This window comes from Salegentibacter maritimus, assembly GCF_016236975.1.
Lineage (GTDB): Bacteria > Bacteroidota > Bacteroidia > Flavobacteriales > Flavobacteriaceae > Salegentibacter > Salegentibacter maritimus.
Window position 1 is genome coordinate 66,275 of sequence record NZ_JAEHNY010000014.1, and the last position, 16,696, is coordinate 82,970.

At 37.1% G+C, this 16,696-nt stretch carries 14 protein-coding genes; 2 read left to right on the forward strand and 12 right to left on the reverse strand.

The window, feature by feature from the left end; all coding sequences use genetic code 11:
• Positions 1-13: 13 nt before the first annotated feature.
• From I6U50_RS14305 to surE, 5 genes are all read right to left on the reverse strand, one after another.
• Positions 14-2,059, reverse strand: coding sequence for a ComEC/Rec2 family competence protein (locus I6U50_RS14305; RefSeq protein ID WP_198639344.1), 2,046 nt, complete (start codon positions 2,057-2,059; stop codon positions 14-16).
• 49 nt (positions 2,060-2,108) lie between these two features.
• A complete protein-coding gene (locus I6U50_RS14310) occupies positions 2,109-2,678 on the reverse strand; it encodes a C40 family peptidase (RefSeq protein ID WP_198639345.1) in 570 nt (189 codons plus the stop codon).
• Positions 2,679-2,681: 3 nt separating this feature from the next.
• On the reverse strand, positions 2,682-3,797 hold the full coding sequence (gene lpxB, locus I6U50_RS14315) for a lipid-A-disaccharide synthase (protein ID WP_193711287.1): 1,116 nt from the start codon (positions 3,795-3,797) through the stop codon (positions 2,682-2,684).
• A 118-nt stretch (positions 3,798-3,915) separates the two neighbouring features.
• Positions 3,916-4,197: a hypothetical protein gene (locus tag I6U50_RS14320; protein WP_193711286.1), complete on the reverse strand. Its 282-nt coding sequence runs from the start codon at positions 4,195-4,197 to the stop codon at positions 3,916-3,918.
• Complete coding sequence (surE, locus tag I6U50_RS14325) at positions 4,190-4,972, reverse strand: 5'/3'-nucleotidase SurE (RefSeq protein WP_198628460.1); 783 nt, start codon at positions 4,970-4,972, stop codon at positions 4,190-4,192. The genes I6U50_RS14320 and surE overlap by 8 nt, the downstream gene beginning before the upstream one ends.
• Before the next feature lie 145 nt (positions 4,973-5,117).
• Between surE and I6U50_RS14330 the strand changes: the two genes are divergently transcribed.
• Positions 5,118-7,253 carry a carboxy terminal-processing peptidase gene (locus I6U50_RS14330; protein WP_198639346.1) on the forward strand — a complete coding sequence of 712 codons (2,136 nt, stop codon included), beginning with the start codon at positions 5,118-5,120 and terminating at the stop codon, positions 7,251-7,253.
• A 270-nt stretch (positions 7,254-7,523) separates the two neighbouring features.
• On the opposite strand, the gene rodA is transcribed toward I6U50_RS14330, so the two are convergent.
• The 6 genes from rodA to purH are packed head-to-tail and all read right to left on the reverse strand — an operon-like array spanning position 7,524 to position 14,576.
• A complete protein-coding gene (gene rodA, locus I6U50_RS14335) occupies positions 7,524-8,774 on the reverse strand; it encodes a rod shape-determining protein RodA (RefSeq protein ID WP_198639347.1) in 1,251 nt (416 codons plus the stop codon).
• Positions 8,775-10,643 (reverse strand): penicillin-binding protein 2, encoded by a 1,869-nt coding sequence (gene mrdA / locus I6U50_RS14340; RefSeq protein ID WP_198639348.1) that lies wholly within the window; start codon positions 10,641-10,643, stop codon positions 8,775-8,777.
• Entirely contained in the window at positions 10,640-11,146 is a 507-nt protein-coding gene (locus I6U50_RS14345; RefSeq protein WP_193711281.1) for a rod shape-determining protein MreD, read from the reverse strand. Before I6U50_RS14345 ends, mrdA begins: the two co-directional genes overlap by 4 nt.
• Positions 11,136-11,963 (reverse strand): rod shape-determining protein MreC, encoded by an 828-nt coding sequence (gene mreC / locus I6U50_RS14350; RefSeq protein WP_193711280.1) that lies wholly within the window; start codon positions 11,961-11,963, stop codon positions 11,136-11,138. The genes I6U50_RS14345 and mreC overlap by 11 nt, the downstream gene beginning before the upstream one ends.
• A 13-nt stretch (positions 11,964-11,976) precedes the next feature.
• Complete coding sequence (locus I6U50_RS14355) at positions 11,977-13,005, reverse strand: rod shape-determining protein (RefSeq protein WP_193711279.1); 1,029 nt, start codon at positions 13,003-13,005, stop codon at positions 11,977-11,979.
• Positions 13,006-13,043: 38 nt separating this feature from the next.
• A complete protein-coding gene (gene purH, locus I6U50_RS14360) occupies positions 13,044-14,576 on the reverse strand; it encodes a bifunctional phosphoribosylaminoimidazolecarboxamide formyltransferase/IMP cyclohydrolase (protein WP_198628465.1) in 1,533 nt (510 codons plus the stop codon).
• Between the two features lie 240 nt (positions 14,577-14,816).
• On the opposite strand from purH, the gene I6U50_RS14365 reads away from it, so the two are divergent.
• Positions 14,817-16,070, forward strand: a complete 1,254-nt coding sequence (locus I6U50_RS14365) for an ABC transporter permease (RefSeq protein ID WP_198628466.1) — start codon at positions 14,817-14,819, stop codon at positions 16,068-16,070.
• 103 nt (positions 16,071-16,173) lie between these two features.
• On the opposite strand, the gene I6U50_RS14370 is transcribed toward I6U50_RS14365, so the two are convergent.
• Positions 16,174-16,635, reverse strand: a complete 462-nt coding sequence (locus I6U50_RS14370) for a GAF domain-containing protein (RefSeq protein WP_198639349.1) — start codon at positions 16,633-16,635, stop codon at positions 16,174-16,176.
• Between the last annotated feature and the right edge of the window lie 61 nt (positions 16,636-16,696).

A 16,696-nucleotide genomic window follows, 5' to 3' on the forward strand; every position in this document is an offset into this window, starting at 1 on the left:
TTGATAGTGAGCCTTAAGGTTCAGTAGAAATGCGGAAAGCCCCGTTTTTACCTGTATGGTGAAAGCGGGCTTTTTGTTTTCTTGCGGTTTTGGCCCAGCGCGATACATAACTGTGATAATTACTTCCGTCAGCAATAATTAGCATCGGGTTTAAATGCGTAATAAGTCTTTCTAAATTGATTTTGGGAGAGTCCCGGAGTAATACTATTTGTGGTTTAAAATCATTCAGCTTGTAAACCGCACTGCTGTCAATAATTAAAACTGAAGTTTTCCCGGCCAGTAAAATGTTGGGAATTACTTGCTCTTCCAGACGCCGAATGTTCCTACCGGTCTTGTAATCTTTCAATCTAATTTCATTTTTGACTGGGGCCTCTAGATTATGATAAAGCTCAAGTTTATCATGCTTTTTTATGCCTATCATAGTTTTTCTTGGTTTATGAAAAACAATACTTTCTGAAGATGAATTCTGTATTCTGCTGAAAATCATACTGGATTGAAGCAGTATAATTCCACAGAGAAATAAAATAAAGCTCCTAAAGCTTTTTCGATAAATTAAAAAAATAAAAAATAAGATAAGCAAATAGGCGCTTAAACTTTGCCATATACTAAAATGAATGTTTGTAAAAACAAACTCCTCCTTGCCTGCCACCCAGGTAATAAACTGATTCATAAGGCCTATTAAATTTCCGTAGGCATCTGCTAAAGCGTTTGGAAGTATATTGAAATGGGTTAGTATGATAACGAGAATTCCAAGACCTAAAATTAAGCCAAGCACAGGTAATACCACCAAATTGGAAAGAAAGAACAAAGAAGGGAATTGGTGGAAATAAAATAAACTTAAGGGTAAAACTCCAATTTGTGCGGCTATGCTCACACATAATAGCCCCCAAAAGTACCTGGTAATTTTAAATTTGGGTTGCCAGAGTTTAAATAATTTGGGATGAAGGCTAACAATGGCGAACACCGCAAGATAACTAAGCTGAAAACCTACCTGGAAAATAAAATATGGATTTACAAGCAGTAAAATAAACAGAGAAATGAACAAACTGTTCAAAGCACTGGTTTTTCTTCGCAATTGCATCCCAATAGCGATAAAAGAGAACATGGTTACGGCCCGCACTACCGATGGGGAAAGTCCTGCTAGCATAGCAAAACCCCACATGAGTGAAACTAGAAGTACTGTTTTTAGGAACAGTCCATATTTTACGAGGTTTAAAGGTTTAAAAAGCCAGTTTAAAATTAATAGAATAACACCTACGTGAAGGCCCGATATGGCAAGTATATGTATGGCTCCGGCAGCAGCATAATCTTCATAAACTTCTTTTGAAATATCCTGTTTTTGCCCCAGTAGTAGTGCCTGTATAATAGCCAGTTCATCTTTATTAAAATTTGCTTTTGAAAGCTTCTCTATTAAACTTGCCCTAAAATTGGCAATATGGGTTAATGGCCTGTTTGTAGTATAGGTTAACATTTGGAGCTCTACCTGGTCTATGCTTAATTGCTTCTCTACCTTTTGTTTTTGCATAAACCTCCGATAATTAAATCGGTAGGGGTTTAGAGGCTCAGCAATATCTGATGGTTTATTGGGGGCAAGCAATCTTGTTCCCGGTTTTATATTCAGGGGGATAGAATCTTTAGAAATGTTTAGCAGGATTTTTCCGGTTGTTTTGATTGGATTCTTACCAGAAAAGATTCTTTCTACTTCCGCTATATATACCTCGTTGTAAACATTGGGCTTAAGTGTTTCCAAAATGCGAATTTGCATTATGCCAGCTTCGGTACTTTTAGTGTTAATATAGTGCTGTGGTATATTTTTAGGCTGGTGCAAATAGGCGGTGGCTATGCCTATACAAAAGATTAAACTCCAGGTGCATATTCCGAAGAAAGCATCATCAAATAACTTTTTACGGGCTCGTAAAAAGCTAAAACAGAAGCTTAGAAATAGAAAGCCTAAACATATAAAAAAAGCTTGTAGGGGGAGATGAATCGTGAACCCGGTAATAATTCCCAGAATTAGGAATATAGAAAGTTTTATGATGGTAAAATTCAAAAATTGCATCCCTGTTGTTTTGTGTAGGGTAGCAATAAGGAGTATAAGATACTAAAAATTACAAAATTCTTCGGGCCATTACAAAGGTTTCATTCCAAAATGGTTCAGATAAGGAAGAGATAATTACCCCGCGTGAAGTAGAAGAATGAATAAAATAGATATTATCGCTTTCTATTTCTACCACCAGGCCAACGTGATTAATAACTTTTTTGTTCTTATTTGTTTCAAAAAAAAGTAAATCGCCGGGGCCTACCTGCTTTAAATAAAGGCGTTCCCCTTCAAGAGACATGGCTCGGGAAGTTCTTGGAATAGCGATATCTTCCTCCAAAAATGCAGTGTATAGCAATCCGGAGCAGTCCATGCCTCGTTTAGTGGTGCCTCCATATTTATATCGGGTGCCCTCAAAACTTTTTGCCGTAGAAATAATATTATAGACCTTTTTGTTTACCGGCTTAACTTCAGCTATTTCTTTATCGGTATAACTTCTGGACGGCTTTTCTTTATTTGAATAATCTCGTGAACGTTTTTCTTCACTTTTGGTAGTAATAACTTTAGCGCGTGAGCTTCCGCAGGAAACAAGGCCTGTAAGAAAAAAGCTTAAAAAAAGAAGTTTAAAAATTTTAGGCATAGATTAATTTTTGATTGCTTTTATAATTAGTTGCGCTGTTTTTTCGCTGGCACCTTTTCCTCCTAATTTTTGTTCTAACTCAAAGTAATCTTTAAAAATTTTGCTACGGTGCTTTTCTTCCAGTATTTTTTTAAACTCTTTTTTAAGTGTTTTAGTATTAAAATCGTTCTGGATTAATTCTTTTACCACCTCCCGGTTCATAATAAGGTTTACCAGTGAGATATAATTCAATTTTATAATTCTACGTGCAATTTGGTAGGAGATATAGCTGCCTTTATAGCAAACTACTTCGGGGATTTTAAAAAGGGCGGTTTCCAGGGTAGCCGTACCCGATGTTACCATGGCAGCATGGGCAAGGCTTAATACATCATACGTTTTATTCATGATAAGCATGATGTTTTTTTGCTTGATGAATGGAGCGTAGAATGCAGCATCCTGGCTGGGTGCACCTGCAATTACAAATTGGTATTCAGGAAAATCTGGGGTGATACTTAACATAACCTCCAGCATTTTTGAAATTTCCTGTTTACGGCTTCCGGGTAAAATAGCAATAATAGGTCTTTCATCCAGCCCGTATTCTTTTTTTATAGCAGCTATATCCGGGAGTTTCTTTTGGCCAATAGCATCAATAAGGGGATGGCCTACAAAATGAACCGGGAAATTATGTTTTTCTTCATAAAACTCCTTTTCAAAAGGGAGTATTACATACATATGGTCTATATCCCGTTTTATTTCTTTTATCCTGTTTTCTTTCCAGGCCCAAATTTGCGGGGAAATATAATAATGTGTTGGGTAGCCTTCTTTTTTAGCCCATTTGGCTATCCTTAAATTAAAGCCGGGATAATCTACAAAAATAATGGCATCAGGCTTAAATTTTTTGATGTCTTCTTTGCAGAAGGAAATATTTTTAAGAATGGTCTTTAAGTTAAAAAGAACCTCTACGAAGCCCATAAAGGCCAGTTCGCGGTAATGTTTTACCAATTGCCCGCCCTGTTCCTGCATAAGATCGCCACCCCAAAACCTAAATTCTGCTTCCAAATCGTTTTGTTTTAATGCACGCATCAGGTTAGAGGCGTGAAGGTCTCCAGAAGCTTCCCCGGCTATAATATAATATTTCATTTTATATACTTAGGTTCAAGTTTATAGTTTAATGCACAAGGTTTAAATTCAAGGCTTCAGGTGCCAGGTTCAAGGTTACATCACCTAACAATTAACCACAAACCATAAACATTTATATTTAAACAATTTTAGAGATAAAAATGCTAATCGCGGCCAGGATACTGGCCAATAAAACACCCCTGGCATGATAATTTTGTTTTTTCCTTATAAAAACAAAAAATGGCAAAAAATTTAAAATGGCTCCCAGGGCTATTAATTTCCCAATATATCCTTGAGCAATGGCCTTATCTAAGGTTTCATCTATTCCCATTTCAGAAAAAAGCAGGATGTAAAGAAATACACCACCAATATTGGCAGAGATTCCGGTTAGGAAACCTATAAAAATATTTTGCTTAATCATTAAGCTCCCAGGTGTTTAAATCGTCTAAAAAGTGATGGGCCGTTAAATCGAATTGTACCGGTACAATTGATACATAACCGTTTTGTAGTGCCCACTCATCGGTATCTTCGCCTTTATCTTTATTTACAAATTTACCGCTAAGCCAATAATATTCACGGCCCTGCGGATTTGTTCTTTTGTCAAATTCTTCCTCCCATTGCGCATTTGCCTGCCTACACACTTTCATTCCTTTAATTTCGGAGGCAGATAGTTTTGGGATATTTACATTTAGCACCACACCTTTTGGCAGGCCATTTTTAATCACATTTTTGGTAATGGCTTTTACATATTTTCTGGTAGGCTCAAAATCGGCATTTAAAGAATAGTCCAGTAGAGAAAAGCCAATAGCTGGAATTCCTTCTACCCCTGCTTCTACAGCAGCACTCATTGTTCCCGAATATATTACGTTTATAGACGAATTAGAGCCGTGATTAATCCCGCTAACGCAAAGATCGGGTTTGCGGTGTAAAATTTCCTGTGTGGCAATTTTTACACAATCGGCAGGGGTTCCCGAACAACTGTATTCTTTATGTTTGTAATTTTCTTTTATGGTAACTTGTTCGCAAAACAAGGTGTCACTAATAGTAATAGCATGTCCCATGCCGCTTTGGGGGCTGTCGGGTGCCACAACTACAACATCACCCAGCTCTTTCATAACTTCTATTAATGTCCTTATACCGGGTGCTGTGATTCCGTCGTCGTTGGTTACTAAAATCAATGGTTTCTTTCTGGTCATAGCTTAATTTTATAAAAGCTAAAATAATAATTTCGGGAAGAAACCTTATCTTAGTGGTTTAACAAATTATTATTACCCATTAACTTTATTGGCACAATTTTTAATGTATTTTGGAGAGCTGTTAATGATGAAATTTATGCTATTTATGAAAAAGAATTTAAAGATCTTGGTGGTCGTGCTTTTAATGGCTGCCACTTCCTGTAGTTTTACTACTAAAAAATTTGACGACCCTAATAAAGATAAACTTCTTATAGACCTTATTACATATGTTCTTAACGAAGGTCATTACGATGCCCGGGAAATTAATGACGACTTTTCTGAAGGTGTTTATGATAAATATCTTGAAGGTTTAGATGGGTCTAAACGCTTTTTCTATGCAAGCGACATTAAAGAATTTGACGCTTACCGGGATAAGATTGATGACCAAATTGAAGAACAAAAAATTGATTTTTTCGATTTAACCTATAATCGACTTTTAAAAAGATCGGAAGAAGCAAGGAGTATCTATAAAGAAATCCTCGAAAAGCCTTTTGACTTTTCTGAAAACGAAATTATAAACACAGATTTTTCTGAAGCTGACTATGTGACCTCAAAAGGAGAATTAAAAGAGCGTTGGAGAAAACAGCTAAAATTTTCTACCCTTATCACTTTTTATGATAAGGTAGAAGAAGAGGAACAAAAAAAGGAAGAAGATCCTGCTTATGAGATGAAGTCTAAAGAAGAGCTTGAAAAAGAGGCTCGTAAGGTAACCTTAAACTCTTTGGATGAATATTACGATTTTACAGATGATCTTGAACGCAAGGATTATTTTACAGTGTATTTAAATGCCGTAGTTGAGGCTTTTGATCCTCATACTTTTTATTTTGCACCTCAGGATAAAGACAGGTTTGATATTGCTATGTCTGGGAAACTTGAGGGTATTGGTGCCAGATTACAAAAGAAAAGTGACAATATTACCATTACCGAAGTTATCTCGGGAGGTCCTGCCTGGAGAAGTGAACAGCTTGATGCAGGAGATGAGATTTTAAAAGTGCAGCAAGAAGATGAAGATAATCCTGTAAGCATAGTGGGAATGCGTCTTGAAGATGCTGTAGACTTAATTAAGGGGCCAAAAGATTCTAAAGTTACCTTAACAGTTCGTAAAAAATTAATGGGTAATATAGAAGAAATCACACTTACCCGTGACATTGTTGAAATTGAAGAAACCTATGCCAAGACTGCTATGGTTAACAATAACGCTAAGAATTTCGGAATAATTAACCTGCCTAAGTTCTATTTTAATATGGAAGATTATGAAGAGCGAAATGCGGCTTCAGATATCAAGAAAGATATTATTCGATTAAAGGAACAGGATATGGACGGGCTTGTACTTGACCTTAGAAATAATGGGGGTGGTTCTCTAAAAACAGTGGTAGACATTGCTGGGCTTTTTATTGAGGAAGGACCTATCGTTCAGGTGAAATCCAGCGGAAAAAGAAAAGAAGTTCTTTCAGACGAAGATCCTTCTGTGTTATGGGATGGTCCCCTTGTAATTTTGGTAAATGAGCTTTCTGCTTCGGCTTCAGAGATTCTTGCCGCTGCCATGCAAGACTATAAAAGGGCTATTATTATAGGTAGCAAACAAACCTATGGTAAAGGAACCGTTCAAAATGTAATAGATTTAAATCGTTGGTTAAGAAGCAATGAATTTGGAGATGTAGGCGCGCTTAAATTAACTACCCAGAAGTTTTATAGGGTAAACGGAGGCTCTACGCAATTAGAGGGTGTAAAAAGTGATGTAGTGGTTCCAGATCGTTATAGCTTTATAGATATTGGAGAGAAAGATCAGGATAATCCGCTGCCATGGGATAAAATAGATCCCGCTAGTTATGAGGTTTGGGAAGGTTTTGTAAACTTTGAAAAAACCATTGAAGAGAGTAAGGATAGAATGGGAACTAATGAGCAGTTAAAACTTATTGAGGAGCACGCCAAATGGATTAAAGATCAGAGTGAAGATAACTCACATTCTTTAATGTTTGAAGAATATGCCGCAACGGCTGAAATGAACAAAGAAATGGCCAAAAGGTTTGATTCTATTAAAAACTATAACACCAACCTTACATTCAAATCTTTACCTTATGAAGTAAAGTTGTTTGAAAACGATACCATTTTAAAAGAGAAAAGAGATCGTTGGCATAAAAACTTGAGTAAAGATGTTTATGTGGAAGAGGCTATTCATGTGCTGGCAGATATGAAAAAGAATAATATAAAGCAGGATAAATTAGCTAAAGTTCGAGACTAACTTTTCTAAAGATAGGCTAAGAGCTTGTTTGAAAATTTTGTTCTCCTCAAAGTTAAACTCGTTTTAGCTTTTAATATGGAGTTTAAGGCTTTTTCAAACAAGCTTTTTTATACCCGATATTTTTCGACTACCATCCAGGAACATAGTCTTTAATTTAGGCTTGAATCTCTTCTGAAAAACTTAGTTTTGTAGTATGCTAAAACGAAAATATATCTACCCTTTAATCATTTTAACGGTAGCTGCAGTTTTACTTATGGTAGAACGCTGCGGTTAAAAGGAAATTCTTTGGGAATCCAGCTTTATAAAAATAAAGAGTAAGGTTGTAAATGCCCAAAGGCCTGAGCCCCCGTAGCTTAAAAAGGGCAAGGGAATACCTACCGTAGGAAAAATACCAATAACCATCCCTATATTTACCAGAAAGTGCATAAAAAGAATTCCAATTACCCCATAGCCATAAACCCGGCTAAATGTAGACTTTTGCCTTTCTGCCAGGTAGAGTAATCGCAGCATAAGCAGTACAAAAAGACCAAGAATAAAAGTACTTCCCATAAATCCCCATTCTTCGCCAACGGTGCTAAAGATATAATCTGTATGCTGCTCTGGAACAAAATGGCCTTTGGTTTGTGTTCCTTCTGTCCAGCCTTTGCCAAATAAACCGCCACTGCCAATAGCAATCTCACTCTGATTGGTATTATAGCCAATTCCGCGAGAGTCTACTTCCTTTCCTAAAACAATATTGAAACGATCTCTATGATGTTGTTTAAAAACATTTTCAAATACATAATTTACCGAAAGGGAAAATCCAACGGCCACTGATGCAAAAAACAGGTATTTAATAAGATTGGGTTTCCTCTTTAAATTCTTAAGGTAAACCAATGCTGCAATTAGTAAAATACTGCAAATTACCCATAAAGGCCCCAAAGCCAGGGTAGCTACAAAAATACTGGCAGCAAAGAAGCCCAATAATAAATAAACAAAATGAAGTCCTTCTCGATAAAGGGCAAAAGCAAAAGAGAAATAGACCATAGCACTACCAGCATCAGGTTGTAAAAGCACCAAAAGCATAGGTAATGCAATGATTAGGAAAACTTTTAATTGGTGCTTAAAATCTCTTATATTGGTTTGTATACCACTTAAGTATTTAGCAACAGCAAGAGCTGTTGCTGCCTTAGCAAATTCAGATGGTTGAATACTAATAGGTCCTATTTGGTACCAGGCCGTTTGTCCGGCAATAGTGCTACCAAATATAAAAAGCCCAACTAATGAAAGTAAACTCAGGCTATAGATTATACTGGAAAAACGTTGGTAGAACTTAGCTTCTATAGAGAGCAGCAAAATTATTAAAACCACGCTTAAGGATATAAATAGTGCCTGTCTTCCATACGGCACATTCATATTAAAAAAATCAGTAGGGTCGTTTGTTCCTAATGAAGCTGAATAAATATTTATCCAACCAAAACCTACCAGTAAAATATAAATTAAAATTGTGATCCAGTCGAATCCGGTACTGCTTTTAGTCATTTACTGATTAATTATAAAAGGTTCTCCACTTAATGGTTTGGCATACTCATCTTCAAGACTATGGTTTAAGATCCAGTCTTCCAAATCTGTTCTGGTTATTTCTTTTTTAATATATTTTTCAACCATTAAGCTGGCTATTTTTCCTGCATAGCGGCTTCCCCAATAGCCGTTCTCTACGAATACCGCAAGCGCTATTTTTGGATTATCTACGGGAGCAAAAGCCACAAAGATAGAATGATCTGTAAGTTGGGTTCGTTTACCATTTATTTTTGTGAAATTCTCGGCAGTACCTGTTTTTCCGGCAATTTCAATACCCGGTACCTGTAACCTTCTTGCAGTTCCATTTGTATACACCTGGTGCATTCCTTCAACTACCGGATCATAATGTTTCCTGTCTATAGTGGTATTTTTCTTTACGGTGAACTTCTCTTCTTTAATTGGCTCTCCTTCAATTTTCTTTAAAATATGCGGGGTATAATACCAACCGCGATTGGCGATAATAGCCGTCATATTTGCCAATTGAATAGGGGTCATTAAAACTTCTCCCTGGCCAATAGCATTCGAAAGAGTAGCAGATGCATACCATTTGTAAGTTGGGTAATTATATATCTTGTTGTAATAGTCGGCATTTGGTATTTTTCCAGGTCTTCCTGTGCTAAGGTCGTTCCCCATAAACTGCCCGAGACCAAAGCTTTGTAAATGATTGTTCCAGGCATCCATTCCTTCCTGGGGGCTGGGGTATTTTTCAATAGTTTTTCTATATACCTGTGCAAAATAGGTGTTGCAAGAACTGGAAATACCGGGAACCAGGCCTAAAGGACTTGAATGTGGGTGGCAGCCCATTCTTCGACCCCTACCATATGAGAATCCGTTATGGCATGAAAAAGTATCTTCTGTATCTACAACGCCTTCCTGCAAAGCGATTAGCCCAGTTAAAACTTTAAATGGCGATCCGGGAGGGTATTCAGCTAAAAGACCGCGATCATAAAGTGGCTGAGCAATAGAGTCGTAATAAAGTCGGGTGTAATTTGGCGATCTTTTTCTTCCCACCAACAAAGCCGGGTCGTAATTAGGAGCGGTTACCAGGGATAGAATTTCGCCACTACCGGGTTCTATGGCAACGATCCCGCCGCGTTTATTTTGCATTAATTTCTCGCCATAAGCTTGAAGTTCGGCATCAATCGTAATGCTTATATCTTTTCCTTTAGTGGGTAGTGTATCGTAAATTCCATCTTTATAGGGGCCGATATCTCGATTAAACCTATCTTTTTGGATATATTTTACACCTTTTTCGCCACGCAGCAATTCTTCGTAAACTTTTTCTACACCGCTTCGTCCAATAAGATCCCCGGAAATGTAATAAGGATCTTCGTTTACTTTTTTCTGGTTTACCTGTGCTATATAGCCCAAAACATTTGCACTATGATCTACCTGATAATCTCTTAGAGAACGTTTTTGAATATAGAAACCTTCGTATTTCCGCATTTTTTCCTGTAAATAGGCGTATTCTGCTTTGGTTAGCTGTGGAATAATTACGGAAGGGAGAATAGGGGAGTAGATCTTTGCTTTATCAAGACGGCGCCCCAACTCTTCGGGTTCAATACTTAAAATTTCGCAGAATTCAGTAGTGTCAAAGGGTTTTAGGTTCCTGGGAATGGTCATCACATCGTAAGATGGTTGGTTAGAAACCATTAATTTTCCATTCCTGTCTGAAATATAACCGCGCTGGGGGTAATCGTAAACTACCTCTATAGCGTTATCTTGAGATCTAACTGCGAAAGAATCGTTAACTACCTGTAAATAGAAAAGCCGGGCCAGAAAAACAATGCCCGTAACGAGTATAATAATGTAAAGTAATAATTTTCTCATCTATATTTTTTGCTGAAAACTGCTAAACTTAGCATAATCATAATAACACTAAAAATCCCTGAAAATAACGTTTTTTTGAGGATTAATATTATATGATTTAAACTAAACATTTCCAAGAAAAATAATATAAAATGATGAATTATTATACTGATAAAAATATAACTCAATCTTGCACCAATAGGCGTAGTTGAAAGCCTTAGGTTTTGATGGTCATAACTTATTCCAAAAGAAAAACGGAGTAAATTAGGCCTTATAAATGCAATTACCGTACAGGCAGCCGCATGAATCCCGCCACTGTCTTCAAAAAGGTCTATGCTAAAGCCTAACAAAAAAGCCAGTACTAAGAATATACTCTGGTTGGAGTTGAAAGGATAAAGTAAGATAAACAAGACATAAAGATATGGATTGATATAACCCAGGAAATTAATGTTGTTAAGGATAAGTACCTGTATAAATACTAAACCTACAAACCTGATGATATTTTTTAAAATACTACTGTTCATCTTCCTCCTGCTCTAATTCCAGTATTTCTTCGCGCTCCATATTCTCTATAACATACACATAACCAATATTAGTCATATCGTTAAAGAGCTTAACATTAATATGGTAATAACTTTCACTTTGGTCTAGTTTAAAATCCTGAATGCTTCCAATAGGGATTCCTTCTGGAAAAATTAGCGATTTACCTCCGGTTACAATCGTATCGCCTTCTTTTACCGGAGCCTGCCTGGGGACATCAATTAATTGAACGATATTTGGGTTTTTTCCGTTCCATATTAAACTCCCAAAATGATTGGTTTTGTTAAGTTGAGCATTAATTCTAGACTCTGAATTCAAAATAGAAATTACACGTGAGAACCTATTGTTTACTCTATCTATAATGCCAATTACTCCTTTACTTGTTATTACGCCAAATTCAGATTCTATACCGGCTTCTTTGCCCTGGTTTAGGGTTAAAAAGTTATTGGGCTTGGCAAAGTTGTTATTAATCACCCTGGCGGTCCTAAAGTAATAGGTGCCATCAAAGCTGGAAGTATCTGTGTAGTTCTCAATCGAGATCGTATCGTTTAAATTGGTAAGTATATTTCGCAGTTGCTTATTCTCTTCCATAAGCCGCTCGTTATACTCATCTAAGTGCATATACTTATCGAAATCGTTAGCCCACGAGTAGATACCGCCGGTAACCACATTGGCCGAACTTATAAAACTGCTTTTGTGAAAAGAATGGGTTTGGATCGTGAAAAATACAGCTAAGGCCAGCAGAAATAAGAATAGGATATTATTCTTATTTCGGATAAGAAAATTAAAAATTTGCTGCATAAAACTACTTCTCCTACTTTATCAAAATTCCCTTATAACGGTTTAGGGTTTTTAAGCATATTCCGGTACCTCTTACCACGGCTCTTAATGGATCTTCGGCAATATAAACGGGAAGATCGGTTTTTTGAGATAACCTTTTGTCCAAACCTCTTAGCATAGAACCACCACCCGCAAGATAAATACCGGTGTTGTAAATATCGGCGGCGAGTTCCGGTGGGGTTTGGGATAGGGTTTCCATAACCGCATCTTCAATTCTTAAAATCGATTTATCCAAAGCTTTGGCAATCTCACGATAAGAAATATTTACCTGTTTGGGTTTCCCTGTTAGCAGGTCACGTCCCTGTACGCTCATTTCTTCTGGCGGAACCTCTAAATCTTCAGTTGCCGCACCAATCTGGATTTTTATTTTTTCGGCAGTGCGCTCTCCCACATATAGGTTGTGCTGGGTACGCATATAGTAAACAATATCGTTTGTAAACACATCACCGGCAATTTTAACCGATTTATCACAAACAATACCTCCAAGGGCAATAACCGCAATTTCGGTAGTACCTCCCCCTATATCCACAATCATATTACCTTTTGGCTGCATAATGTCTACCCCAATACCAATTGCGGCTGCCATAGGTTCGTGAATAAGGTAAACCTCTTTCCCATTCACCCGTTCTGCACTTTCTTTTACGGCACGCATTTCTACTTCGGTAATTCCAGAAGGAATGCAAATTACCATCCTAAGGGCAGGGGTGAACATTTTCTTTTTTAGCGCCGGAATTTCTTTAATGAACATTGTGAGCATTTTCTCACTGGCATCAAAATCGGCAATTACACCGTCTTTTAACGGGCGAATGGTTTTTATATTCTCATGGGTTTTTCCCTGCATCATAGCAGCTTCTTTACCTACTGCGGTTATCTTTGCCGTAGTACGGTCTCGTGCAACTATAGATGGACTGTCTACCACTACTTTATCATTGTGAATAATAAGGGTGTTCGCAGTTCCTAAATCTATTGCTATTTCTTCAATGAGAAAATCAAAAAATCCCATGGTTTATTTTGTGTTGAGGTTTGGTAAATGTACTAAAATTAATGTTTAAAATGGCGAGTTCCTGTCATCACCATTGCGATATTATTTTCATTACAATAATCTATGCTAAGTTGGTCTTTTATAGAGCCTCCAGGCTGTATCACTGCTGAAATACCTTCGTTTCCTGCTATTTCTACACAATCTGGGAATGGGAAAAATGCATCACTTGCCATTACAGCCCCCTTTAAATCAAAATTAAAAGACCTGGCTTTCTCAATACTTTGCTTTAATGCATCTACTCGAGAAGTTTGCCCGGTACCACTGGCGCATAGTTGCTTATTTTTTGCCAATACAATGGTATTAGATTTGGTATGCTTACAGATTTTGGAAGCAAATAACAAATCAGATAACTCATTAGCAGTAGGATTATTGTTCGTTGCTTGCTTTAAATCTTCAGCAACATCGGTTTTATGATCTTTATCCTGAACTAAAACTCCGTTTAGGCAAGTTCTAACTTGTTTCTGCGGAAGTTCGGTTTCTTTTTGAATCAATAAAATTCTGTTCTTTTTTCCCTTTAGGATATCTTCGGCCTCTGCAGAGAACGAAGGGGCTATTACTACTTCGCAGAATAATTTATGAATTTCTTCAGCTGTAGCTTTGTCAATTTCAACATTACTAATTAAAACACCACCAAAGGCTGAAACCGGATCTCCTGCCAATGCATCTATATAAGCCTGGTGTAAAGTGTCGCGTTGTGCCAAACCACAGGCGTTGTTGTGCTTTAAAATAGCAAAAGTTGGGTCTTCGCCTTTAAATTCATTAATAAGGTTTACCGCGGCATCTACATCTAACAGGTTGTTGTACGAAAGTTCTTTTCCGTGTAGTTTTTCAAACATCGCATCAAAATCGCCATAAAACTCCCCTTTTTGATGTGGGTTTTCACCATATCTAAGGACTTTTCCGTTTTGGAAACTTTGTTTGTAAGCTTCAATTTTCTGGTCAGCGTTAAAATAATTGAAAATAGCCGTGTCGTAATGGGAAGAAACATTAAAGGCTTTACCTGCAAAAAGTTTGCGATCAGCAAGGCTGGTTTCGCCATTTTTTTCTTCCAGTAAATTTTCAAAACTTTTATAATCTTCTACCGAAGAAACGCAAAGTACGTCTTTAAAGTTTTTTGCGGCAGCGCGAATAAGTGAAATCCCGCCAATGTCTATTTTTTCAATAATATCCTGTTCTGAAGCTCCCGAAGCTACGGTCTTCTCAAACGGATAAAGGTCTACAATTACAATGTCTATTTGCGGAATTTCGTATTCAGCAAGTTCTTTTACATCACTTTCATTATCCTGGCGGTTTAAAATTCCTCCAAAAACTTTTGGATGAAGTGTTTTTACACGTCCGCCTAAAATAGAGGGATAAGAAGTTACATCTTCTACAGGCACTACATTAATCCCCAGGTCTTTGATAAATTTCTCGGTACCTCCGGTAGAGTAAATGGTGATTCCCAGGTTGTTAAGTTTTTTTACGATGGGTTCCAGGCCGTCTTTGCTAAATACAGAAATTAAAGCAGATTTCGCTTTTTTTAAGTCGCTCATTGTGTTGTGTTTGTTAAAGTTGCAAAAGTAAGTATTTAAGCCAAAAACTTAAAAGGCATTTCTTTTATTTATCGAGAAATTTTGTAACGAATTTTAAAGCCGGACGTCATACCACTAAGCGCATAAAAATTCTAAAATTTAGTTATTCAAGAAGTAAGCTTTAAAATGTGCGAAAACTGGTTGTCGGCTTTTAATTATTAACCCAATAACTCGTGGCATTGCCCCGGGCCCTTAGTAATTATGCTTATATATTTACGAGTACTTAAAGAAAGTTTTAATTTTGCAATTAATGCATTAAGAAACAATAAGCTAAGAACATTTCTTTCTTTGCTTGGGGTTACTATAGGTATTTTTTCTATTATTGGAGTACTGGCTGCGGTAGATTCTTTAGAGAAGGAGATTAAGGGTAGTTTAAGTGCTTTAGATAATAGCACCATAATTGTAATGCGTTTTTCTTTTGGCCCTACCGAAGTTCCACAATGGAAACGCCAACAATTTCCAGATGTTGCTTATGATGAATATCAATATCTAAAAAGAAATCTTCCCAATACCGAGTCGGTAAGTTTTACCATTGGGGTACCAGACGAATCTATAAAACACCAGGATGTTACCAGTACCGGGGTAGGTGTTGGTGCGGTTACCCACGAATATTATGATATTGAAGCCCTTGAACTGGAAGAAGGTAGGTTTTTTAATGAATCTGAATCGGTAAGTGGTTCGCCGGTAATTGTTTTAGGTCACGAAATAGCCAATAACCTTTTCGGGAATTTTAGCCCGCTTGGAAAAGAAGTACGTATGTACGGTCGTAAATTTACGGTTATTGGGGTGCTGGCCAAGCAGGGCGCCAGTCTTTTTGGAGGCTCTAGGGACGGTCAGGTTTTTCTACCGGTAAATGTAGCACGCAGGGTATATGGCGATAATAATAAAGGGGTATTTCCTCAGTTGATTTTAAAACCGGAAGATGGGGTGGATAATGCCGAATATAAAGCAGTTTTAGAGCAACAATTGCGTAATTACCGCGGAATTAAGCCCGGGGATATTAATAATTTCTTTGTAAACCAGCTTCAGGGCTTTGCCGATTTTATAGATAATATCACCGGCCAGCTAAACTTAATAGGTCTAATTATTAGCGGATTTTCATTATTGGTGGGCGGATTCGGGATCGCCAATATTATGTTTGTGAGCGTAAAAGAGCGAACCAACTTAATTGGAATTCAAAAATCCCTTGGGGCTAAGAATAAATTTATCCTATTTCAGTTTTTATTTGAAGCAATAATCCTGGCTATCATTGGCGGCCTTGTAGGACTCGGACTTGTTTGGTTGGTTTCTCTCGTCGCTTCGCAATTTACAGGCGATTTTCAATTTGTACTTTCGCCCTGGAATATGTTTATAGGAACGGCAGTCTCTGCGGTAATTGGTTTAATATCAGGAATAATTCCGGCAATTTCGGCCTCAAAATTAGATCCGGTAGAAGCAATTAGAACAGGGATGTAATCATAGAAAACAGAAAATAGAGAATAGATTTTAGAATAGAGAACTTTACCTAACTGCTAAATCTCTTTTCTTCCTTCTCTGCTCTTCTCTTCTCTCTTTTTTTTTAGGCTTCTAAAACTTCGGCTACATTTGCGTTCACCCATTCTAAAAATTCCTCATCTTCTTTAGAGAATGGATCGGGTGTGTGAGAATCAATATCTATTTGGCCAATATTTTCGCCACCTAAGAAAAGCGGTACCACAATTTCAGCCTTTACATGAATGCTACAGGCTATATAGTTGGTTTGTGCTTTTACATCTGGCACTACAAAGTTTTCATTAGAGACCGCTACCTGCCCGCAAATTCCTTTTCCAAACGGAATAATCGTATGGTCGGTAGGTTCACCGGCAAACGAGCGTAATTTCAATTCCTCTTTATCACCATTTTTAAAGTAAAATCCTACCCAATCATAATATGGAATATTTTCTTTTAAAACTTCACAAACCTGCGATAACCTATGGTCTACCGATAGTTTATTGTTTTCAAGAATAGCTTTAATTTCCGGTTTTAACTTCTGAAATGGCATAGTTGATATTTTAGTGCAAAAGTATTTAAAAATTATAGCAAGCGCAGGCACATATTTATAT

Excerpts from the sequence above, each read along its gene's own strand:
- mreC (WP_193711280.1), bottom strand. The coding sequence starts at position 11,963 with ATGCAGCAAATTTTTAATTTTCTTATCCGAAATAAGAATAATATCCTA.
- mrdA (WP_198639348.1), bottom strand. The coding sequence starts at position 10,643 with ATGAGAAAATTATTACTTTACATTATTATACTCGTTACGGGCATTGTT.
- rodA (WP_198639347.1), bottom strand. The coding sequence starts at position 8,774 with ATGACTAAAAGCAGTACCGGATTCGACTGGATCACAATTTTAATTTAT.
- lpxB (WP_193711287.1), bottom strand. The coding sequence starts at position 3,797 with ATGAAATATTATATTATAGCCGGGGAAGCTTCTGGAGACCTTCACGCC.
- I6U50_RS14330 (WP_198639346.1), top strand. The coding sequence starts at position 5,118 with ATGAAAAAGAATTTAAAGATCTTGGTGGTCGTGCTTTTAATGGCTGCC.
- I6U50_RS14310 (WP_198639345.1), bottom strand. The coding sequence starts at position 2,678 with ATGCCTAAAATTTTTAAACTTCTTTTTTTAAGCTTTTTTCTTACAGGC.
- I6U50_RS14345 (WP_193711281.1), bottom strand. The coding sequence starts at position 11,146 with ATGAACAGTAGTATTTTAAAAAATATCATCAGGTTTGTAGGTTTAGTA.
- I6U50_RS14320 (WP_193711286.1), bottom strand. The coding sequence starts at position 4,197 with ATGATTAAGCAAAATATTTTTATAGGTTTCCTAACCGGAATCTCTGCC.
- I6U50_RS14305 (WP_198639344.1), bottom strand. The coding sequence starts at position 2,059 with ATGCAATTTTTGAATTTTACCATCATAAAACTTTCTATATTCCTAATT.
- I6U50_RS14370 (WP_198639349.1), bottom strand. The coding sequence starts at position 16,635 with ATGCCATTTCAGAAGTTAAAACCGGAAATTAAAGCTATTCTTGAAAAC.
- surE (WP_198628460.1), bottom strand. The coding sequence starts at position 4,972 with ATGACCAGAAAGAAACCATTGATTTTAGTAACCAACGACGACGGAATC.
- I6U50_RS14365 (WP_198628466.1), top strand. The coding sequence starts at position 14,817 with ATGCTTATATATTTACGAGTACTTAAAGAAAGTTTTAATTTTGCAATT.
- I6U50_RS14355 (WP_193711279.1), bottom strand. The coding sequence starts at position 13,005 with ATGGGATTTTTTGATTTTCTCATTGAAGAAATAGCAATAGATTTAGGA.
- purH (WP_198628465.1), bottom strand. The coding sequence starts at position 14,576 with ATGAGCGACTTAAAAAAAGCGAAATCTGCTTTAATTTCTGTATTTAGC.